Below are 7,500 nucleotides of genomic sequence, written 5' to 3' on the forward strand. Positions count from 1 at the left end.
TTCCCCTTTGAGATGGGTTTTCCCCTTTGAGATGGGTTTTCCCCTTTGAGATGGGTTTTCCCCTTTGAGATGCGGGTTCCCTTTATAGTGAATTAATCACAGTTATTGGCTTGCACGTCATAAAAGGGTGTGTAGGGGCTTTGTATCAATGAGAAATATTTGAAAAAAAGCCTAAAATGCCTCTTATGGACGCTCTCAAAGGTCAATGGCTGTTGTAACATGAAAGACAAATGGTATGATGATGCTCAGCTACTACTTTTATGAAGTGAAAAGGGGCATGAAGGTAAAGAAGGATATGGCGTAACAAGGGGGGCGGGTTTGATGGTTCACTTTACGGGGGCTGGGGGCTATTATATCTTATTTACAGATACTGTTTTGAAATGAGCGTGGATGTGCTGGGAAATATTAAAAAAGTGCGTGAATGAAAGACATAAGTGTATTCTGTTTTAGAATGCCCTATTGTACCTGAAGAGAATATCTCCATTATAGAATGCGATATATAAAAGCGTAAAATATGCAATTTTCATCAATTAATTGTCGTTGTCGTGGAGGCTTTAAGCCCGTAAAGCTGAAGAATGATGATGGATGTTAGCTTTACTCCTTGAAATTGCATATTATGCCAAAATAAAATTATATGTGCATTGCGAAAATTACACAAAAAGAGATGGGTAATAGGCTCGCTTTTATTTGGCATAGTAAAAGTTGAAACGGTTTGCTCTTTATCGTTTTGGTTTCTGTTTTAAAATATGCCGGTTATATGAGGGATGGAAGTTGATTGACAGCGGGAATAGATTTTATGTGGCTTTCAGTTCTCATCGTTAAGGTTTTTCGTTAAGGTTTTGGGGAACTATTGGGGGACTATAGAGGTTGGTTTAAAGAGGTTGGAAAATGTCTTTGTGCTTAATAAACAGATGAGACATTTTACTAAAAAAGGAGAAACTTCTCTTGTTCATTGTTTAAAATGCTCTTTTAAGAAAAAATATCAAAATAAGTATCAGGAACAGAGAGGCAATAGACAATTCCTTCTTGTGTCAATTTGAGGGAAGCTGAACCATTCACGGAAATGGGAACGATTTTTTCGAGAACGGCACTACCAAAACAGGCTTTTTTATTGTTTGTGGGAGGGATGCCGGATTCAAAATTTTCATGCCAAGTGATGATAAGTTGCGTTTTGCCATTCAGTTTTGTTTCGATTTCACAGCGTACACAGATGCTCCCCTTTTCTTGGGAAAGGGCTCCAAAAGAAAGAGAATTGACAATCAGTTCATGAAAAGCCAAACCAATATGCAAAGCGGCATTGGGAAAAAGATAAGGATCGACGCCTTCAAGTGAAAAACGTTCTGTTTCTTTCATTAAATAGCCTAAAGCCTGCGTTTGGACCAATTCGCGAAATTGAGCACCACGCCAATCGGAATCCGTGATCAGATCTTGAGAATGAGAAAGAGAATGAAGACGACCTTGAAATTTTCGTAAAAAAACTTGAAGAGATTCAGTATAGCGGGCGGTTTGACTGGCAATACTTTGAATGATCGCTAGAAGATTTTTAGAACGGTGACTGACCTCGCGAAGAAGGATTTTAAGCACTTGTTCACGGCGGCGTAAGCCGGAAATATTGACACCGGTGGTGATAATACCAATAATGTCTTCGTTATCATTGCGGTGGCAATCAATAGAAAATTTGTACCAAATCTCTTGTTTGTTTGTATCTTCAAAACGTGCTTCAACAGTTTGCATTTTGCCACTGGCTAAAACTTGCAGTTTGATGGTTTCCATATTGTCTGCAAGGTCAAGCGAAAAAAAGTCGCTGTCACGACACCCAACCCGCCATTTATTGTGCAAATGGTGGGGCAAGTTTTCAGCCCATAAATAAACCAGATTTGTTGCCTGATAGAGAACGCAAATATCCGCACCACGAATCGCTTGCATGAGCGCACTCATATGAGATTTATCCATGGGAGGCTTTGAAAGAGGCGTAACAATCATAATTTTAAGATGTTACCCTGTTCTAAGCCGCTTTAGAAGCATTCTCTTGAAAAAATAAAGCTTGGGAAATAAGCGCTTTCACCATATCTGGGTTAAAAGGTTTGGTCACTAAAAAAGTTGGTTCTGGACGCTCGCCAGTGAGAAGCCTTTCGGGAAAAGCCGTGATGAAAATCACTGGTATACGGTCATTTTTCAAAATCTCGTTGACCGCATCAATACCTGAACTGTTATCGGCTAATTGAATATCAGCCAAAATCAACCGTGGTTTTTTCTTATGATACATAATGACAGCTTCATCACGCGTGCGCGCTATTCCTATAACATGATGACCTAGGCTTTCTACCATTTGCTCAATATCAAGTGCAATAAGAGGTTCATCTTCAATAATCATGACTTCAGTGGCAATTTGTTGAGAAATATCAATAGATGCTTGGTTGAGAAGCTTGCGGAATTCTTTCGTATCCAGATTCATGATTTCGCTGGCTTCTTGTTCATGAAATCCTTCAACGGCAATGAGCAAAAATGCTTGGCGTGCACGGGGCGTGAGATAGGATAATTTGGCACTGGTTTTTTGTTCAAGACCAAATTGAGGCAGGGGTTCTGGGATGTTCGGTGTGGTTTGGTCAAAAAGATGGCAAAAAAGCCAATAGGTACCAATTCGGTCAGTGGAGGCTTTGGGAAAAATGGAGATGTCGGCAATGAGTGCTTCCAACATCGCTGACACATAAGCATCGCCAGAAGATTGGCTACCGGTGACAGAGCGGGCAAAACGCCGAAGATAGGGAAGATGCGGGGCAATGCGCGTTGATAATGACATAATTTATAACTCCTTTGACCTTTCAAGCACTTTGTTGGTTGAAATTCTCAACCGATAAAAAAGTTCCTTGATTTGTATGGAACTTTTTACCGACAGCTATATTTACAACTATAAGGCGAAAAAATTCTTCGCGGTGCTACCAATATTATATGGATTAGGGGGATGAAAAATGAACGACCGTGATGAAAAAAATCTCACCACACAATTTACAGTTGGAGATGATCTTCTCGGGGTCAATAGCGAAATAGCACGGAAGTTACGTCAATTTTACATGGAAATTCAAGAAGAGGCACTGCCACGGTGTTTGCTTGAGCTTTTAGAGAAGTTGGAGCGCGCAGAGCAATTTGGCTTAAACAATGTGGAAAAGGTTTGAATCCTTTATGTCAAAGTGCGCGAAAAACTTTAAACAAGAACTCCTTTCTGTGTTGCCGGCTTTACGAGCTTTTGCTGTTTCTTTAAGTGGCAAGCACGATAAAGCTGAAGATTTGGTTCAAGATACTGTTATGAAGGCATGGGCTAAGCAAGATAGTTTTGAGATGGGGACTAATCTTAAAGCTTGGCTTTTTACCATTTTGCGCAATGAATTTTATAGTCAAATGCGTAAAAAGGGAAGAGAAGTTCAAGATACCGATGGCGTGTTTACTCAAAATGTCGCTGTTCATCCTGCTCAATATGGATCGCTTGATTTGCAAGATTTCAAAAAAGCCTTAAATTTGCTTTCTGCCGATCAAAGAGAAGCCATTATTCTCATTGGCGCATCGGGGTTTTCTTATGAAGATGCTGCGACTATTTGTGGTTGTGCTGTTGGAACCATTAAAAGCCGTGTGAGCAGGGCGCGTAATCGATTACAAGAACTTCTTAAGGTGGATGGTGAGTCTGATTATGGTCCTGATTCTTACTCAGCTGGAAGTACATTGTGTTCATTTAACGGCTAAAAAAGCATAATAATTATGATCGATAGCCTTGTTTTTTTTATTCCCGTTATAGCTATTACAGTAAAGTCAGTATCTGAGGAAATTCAGAAGTTTGGCGTGTATCCTTAGGAACACAAGAAAAGCCTGTATAAAACTTTCTCACGGGCTTTAGGTTTTATGTTCCATAAGGTTGCCTTCCTTTGTACTGAAAAATGACGACTTTCAAGTTCGCCAATGGACATTCTATGACAACAAAAACAAATTTGATGCCTCAAATGCCTTCTTCTGATGCAACGATATCACGCTGGCGGTGGGGTGCGATTGTTGTTTCTCTTGTTATGGCTCTTTTGGCATCGGTTTTTATTATGTTGCTTTCAAATGCCGTTGATCGAGAAATCGCACAGTTGAATACAAGTTCAGAATTGCGCGAACAGGCTGATTTGGTCCTTATTAGCTTGATTGATATGGCTGTTGCTGATCGCAGCTATGCAAAAACGCGCAAGGCGGAAGATAAAATACGTTTTGAAAATTCAGAGCGGGAGTTGGGGAATATTCTCGACTATATCGCACTTATTGTTTATGCGCATCCGCAGTGGTATAAATGGTTTACGGCTTTTAAAGAAGAGGTTGAAGCACGAAAAGCCTTTATGAATGCCCATATGCATGCTCTTGATGCGATTCCTGAACAACCTTCTCAACCTTCTCATGCGGACTCTTTGGAAGTATCAAAGATTCCTGTGGCACGTTTAGCTCAATTGATGACAAGCTTTATTAATGGGGATGATGTAGTGCGACAAAAACAGCGTGAGGGTATCGCATTGATGCGGGCTGCTTTGACATTGGCGGCTATTGTTTCCGTTGTAAGTACCTTTATTTCTGCCTATTTTGTTATTAATCGTTTTCATCGTGATATGCGCTCTTTAAAATTGTATCAATTGCTGCTTCATAGCGAAAATATCGCTCTGGAAGCCCGCGTGAAAGAACGAACACAAGAATTAGAAAGAGCACGTAATCACGCTGAAAAAGAACGCCAACGGGTTGAAATATTGTTGCAGGATGCAAGCCATCGCATTGGCAATTCTCTTGGAACGGTGTCTTCTTTGCTGGGGCTCCAGTTAAACCGGAGCAAAAATGAAGAGGTACGTTCTGTTCTAGGTGCTGCACGTGATCGTATTCAGACAATTTCTACAGCACATCGTCGTTTGCGCTTAAGTGATGATATGGAAACGACTTTATTGGCAGAGTTTCTTAGTTCTGTTGTGCATGATGTCGAATTGGCAGTTCCTTTTGAATTGCGTGAAAACATCACCATTCACACCAACTTTAAAGATTGTCGCCTGTCTTCAAGAGATGCGACAACACTTGGAATTATCCTTGGTGAACTGCTGACAAATTCCTTAAAACATGCCTTTCCTGATCAACGGTCGGGTCATATTTATATCTCCTTTGGTCCCCAGAAAGATGGACAATTGATGCTCATTGTAGAAGATGATGGCGTGGGAATGAAAAGCCAAACTTTAAAACAAAAAACAGGACTTGGTCGTGTGGTTGTGGAACAGCTCTGTATGCAATTTGGTGAAAAACCTCTGTTTGAAACTTCTGCTTTAGGAGGCACAAAGATTGTTATTCCTTTGCCAAAACTTAGCATGAATAGTTCAAAAAAAAGCTCTGACTGATTTTTTTAAAGGGTTCAACTCTTTGCTCGTGGTAAGCTGCCTTTCATTCATCGTGAATGTATGGGGAGGGCATCTTTTCACAAGAAGAAGGAAAAATACGGCTTCAGTAGCGCGAACACAGCACTCTTTAATATTAAATTATCGATTGTCTTCAAGAAAGGCAACTTTGCTTCTTTATCTTTTGGTGTAATGTTTGATTTTCTCTCTCGTTGTTTTTTTGCTTTATTGACTCCGATGATCGGCTTTCAAAGTTCTCCTTGTCTTAGAGCTTTGAAGTGCTTAAGTGAGCCTTTAAATTTATTTTGAATAAGTGCTCCTTTAAGCCAATAATAATACTTATATTCGTAAGCTCTATTTCTTTGCGAAGAGATTGTTTTTTTAAGTTTTGTTATTTTTTGTAAGGGCTGTTAAAACTTTAAATATGGGTTTTTTTTGTAAAAGTGTGTAAGGAATATTCTCTTAGGTAAAACTTGCTCATAAAGTTCATGAAACACCGTCCTTTAGGGCTATGAACAGCATACATTCAACAAGTGAAATCTATTCAACAAGAAGTCGGGTTGTTTATAGAATGATATGGATTTTAGAATCTTCGTTCTTTAGAAAACTCACCTTTAATTTAAGACTTTATTGCATGGAAAACAAAGGGATTTTTATCGTTTTGATAAAATAAACAAGAAGAGTTAGCCTTTTGGGGGGTCATATTTTTCACTTTTCTATTGTGCGTAAATCTGCTCTATTGTGCGTAAACCTGAAAAGGGGAGGGCGTTTTATTTTTAATCATTGTGATGCGACCTTGGGTGGTGGCATATTTCGACGTATCCTTTAATAGATATTTAAAGTGCGGAAATCTCTTTGAGAAAAGTAAGCGCTAAAGCATATTTTTAGATGTTTTGAGTCGTGAAAATGCCGATGCTTTCATGCTTTAAGTCTCTTCGGAGGGTGCTATCGGGCTGTTGATCAAAGAATCAATATTGTTTTTTTCTTGTAGGAATGTTTGTAGGTCTTGATTGGTTAAGGCTTTGCTATCCGGTATACGAATGCGCATGGGATCAACTTTGACGCCATTGACAATGATTTCAAAATGACAATGAGGACCGGTTGCCATTCCTGTTGATCCAACATACCCAATGATTTGTCCTTGTCGTACTTTTACGCCTGGTTTGATGTCTGGTGCATAACGACTTTGGTGTGAATAACTGCTGACATATCCATTGGCATGTTGAATTTCCGTGTGATTTCCATAGCCGCCTGTTACGCCTACTTTTGTGACAATACCATCTCCTACAGCAATAATGGGCGATCCTTTAGGAGCAACCCAGTCAACACCCGTATGCATGCGAATATAGCCTAAAATAGGATGTTTGCGTGGACCAAAGGGGGAGCCAAAAATGCCATTTGGTGTGGGTTTGCGCAGCAAGAAAGGCTTTGAACTCTTCCCTTCAGAATCATAATAATCAACGCTTCCATCTTTTAATTGATAACGGTAATATTTATAAGTTGTATTTCCAAAAGTTGCGCTAATATAACGAATTTCTGGATCAGTGTTTTTGGATGCTTCCTTTGCTTTCAAGTTCTTTTTGCCGTTTTTGTTTTCTTTATCGCTTTGTGGTACGGCATAAAATATTTCGATCTGATCATTGGGTGTTATCGGACTTTTCATGTCAATATTGGTGGCCAGCAGACGAATAAGACGATGAGAGAGAGATTGTGATATATTATGGCTTAGCAAAGCACTATAGAGTGCATCATAAGCCGTTGGTAATTGTGCGCTATTGATGTAAGAATGCGGAATACCATTTTGAAAAGCCGTTTTAAGCGCTTTAGACATTTTAGGCTCTGTGCTTTCAATGAATTGGCCTTTATCATTCAGGGCAATGGTGAGAACATGATGCATCCCTTGATAGATACTTGCGCGTACGAGATGGTCTTTTTCACCAGCTTGTGTCACGATACCAATGCGTAAAAGGCTTCCCTCTTTAAGAGTATCGGAAAGGCTTATTTTTTCTAGCGTTTTTACAACCTGTTCAATTTGCTTTTTTGTATAACTGGTTTTTTTGAAAGCATCGGCTATCGTTTGTTTTTTACGAATAGGAATAATATCTTCAACATA

6 protein-coding genes (1 of these 6 only partly in view) are annotated in these 7,500 nt (G+C 39.5%); 3 read left to right on the top strand and 3 right to left on the bottom strand.

Annotation, left to right across the window (positions count from 1 at the left end; translation table 11 throughout):
• Nucleotides 1–969: 969 nt before the first annotated feature.
• A complete protein-coding gene (locus ACFILU_RS08255; protein WP_375631405.1) occupies nucleotides 970–1,983 on the bottom strand; it encodes a sensor histidine kinase in 1,014 nt (337 codons plus the stop codon).
• A 22-nt stretch (nucleotides 1,984–2,005) separates the two neighbouring features.
• The gene (locus tag ACFILU_RS08260) at nucleotides 2,006–2,800 is read right to left on the bottom strand and encodes a response regulator (RefSeq protein WP_375675542.1); all 795 of its coding nucleotides are present in this window, start codon (nucleotides 2,798–2,800) and stop codon (nucleotides 2,006–2,008) included.
• A 169-nt stretch (nucleotides 2,801–2,969) separates the two neighbouring features.
• Here ACFILU_RS08260 and ACFILU_RS08265 point away from each other — a divergent pair, with 169 nt between their 5' ends.
• The 3 genes from ACFILU_RS08265 (at nucleotide 2,970) to ACFILU_RS08275 (ending at nucleotide 5,390) form a co-directional block, all read left to right on the top strand.
• On the top strand, nucleotides 2,970–3,173 hold the full coding sequence (locus tag ACFILU_RS08265; protein ID WP_015856821.1) for a NepR family anti-sigma factor: 204 nt from the start codon (nucleotides 2,970–2,972) through the stop codon (nucleotides 3,171–3,173).
• A 7-nt stretch (nucleotides 3,174–3,180) separates the two neighbouring features.
• On the top strand, nucleotides 3,181–3,735 hold the full coding sequence (locus ACFILU_RS08270; protein WP_273791321.1) for an RNA polymerase sigma factor: 555 nt from the start codon (nucleotides 3,181–3,183) through the stop codon (nucleotides 3,733–3,735).
• A gap of 224 nt (nucleotides 3,736–3,959) precedes the next feature.
• Nucleotides 3,960–5,390, top strand: coding sequence for a sensor histidine kinase (locus ACFILU_RS08275; RefSeq protein ID WP_375631403.1), 1,431 nt, complete (start codon nucleotides 3,960–3,962; stop codon nucleotides 5,388–5,390).
• Nucleotides 5,391–6,312: 922 nt separating this feature from the next.
• Here the strand turns inward: ACFILU_RS08275 and ACFILU_RS08280 are convergent.
• Nucleotides 6,313–7,500 carry the 3' portion of a M23 family metallopeptidase gene (locus ACFILU_RS08280; protein WP_375672745.1) on the bottom strand. 801 nt of this gene lie beyond the right edge of the window, so 1,188 of the gene's 1,989 nt are visible here — the last part of the coding sequence; its start codon lies beyond the right edge, outside the window; the stop codon is at nucleotides 6,313–6,315.

The sequence above is a fragment of the Bartonella sp. CL100XZDX genome (assembly GCF_042195375.1).
Lineage (GTDB): Bacteria > Pseudomonadota > Alphaproteobacteria > Rhizobiales > Rhizobiaceae > Bartonella.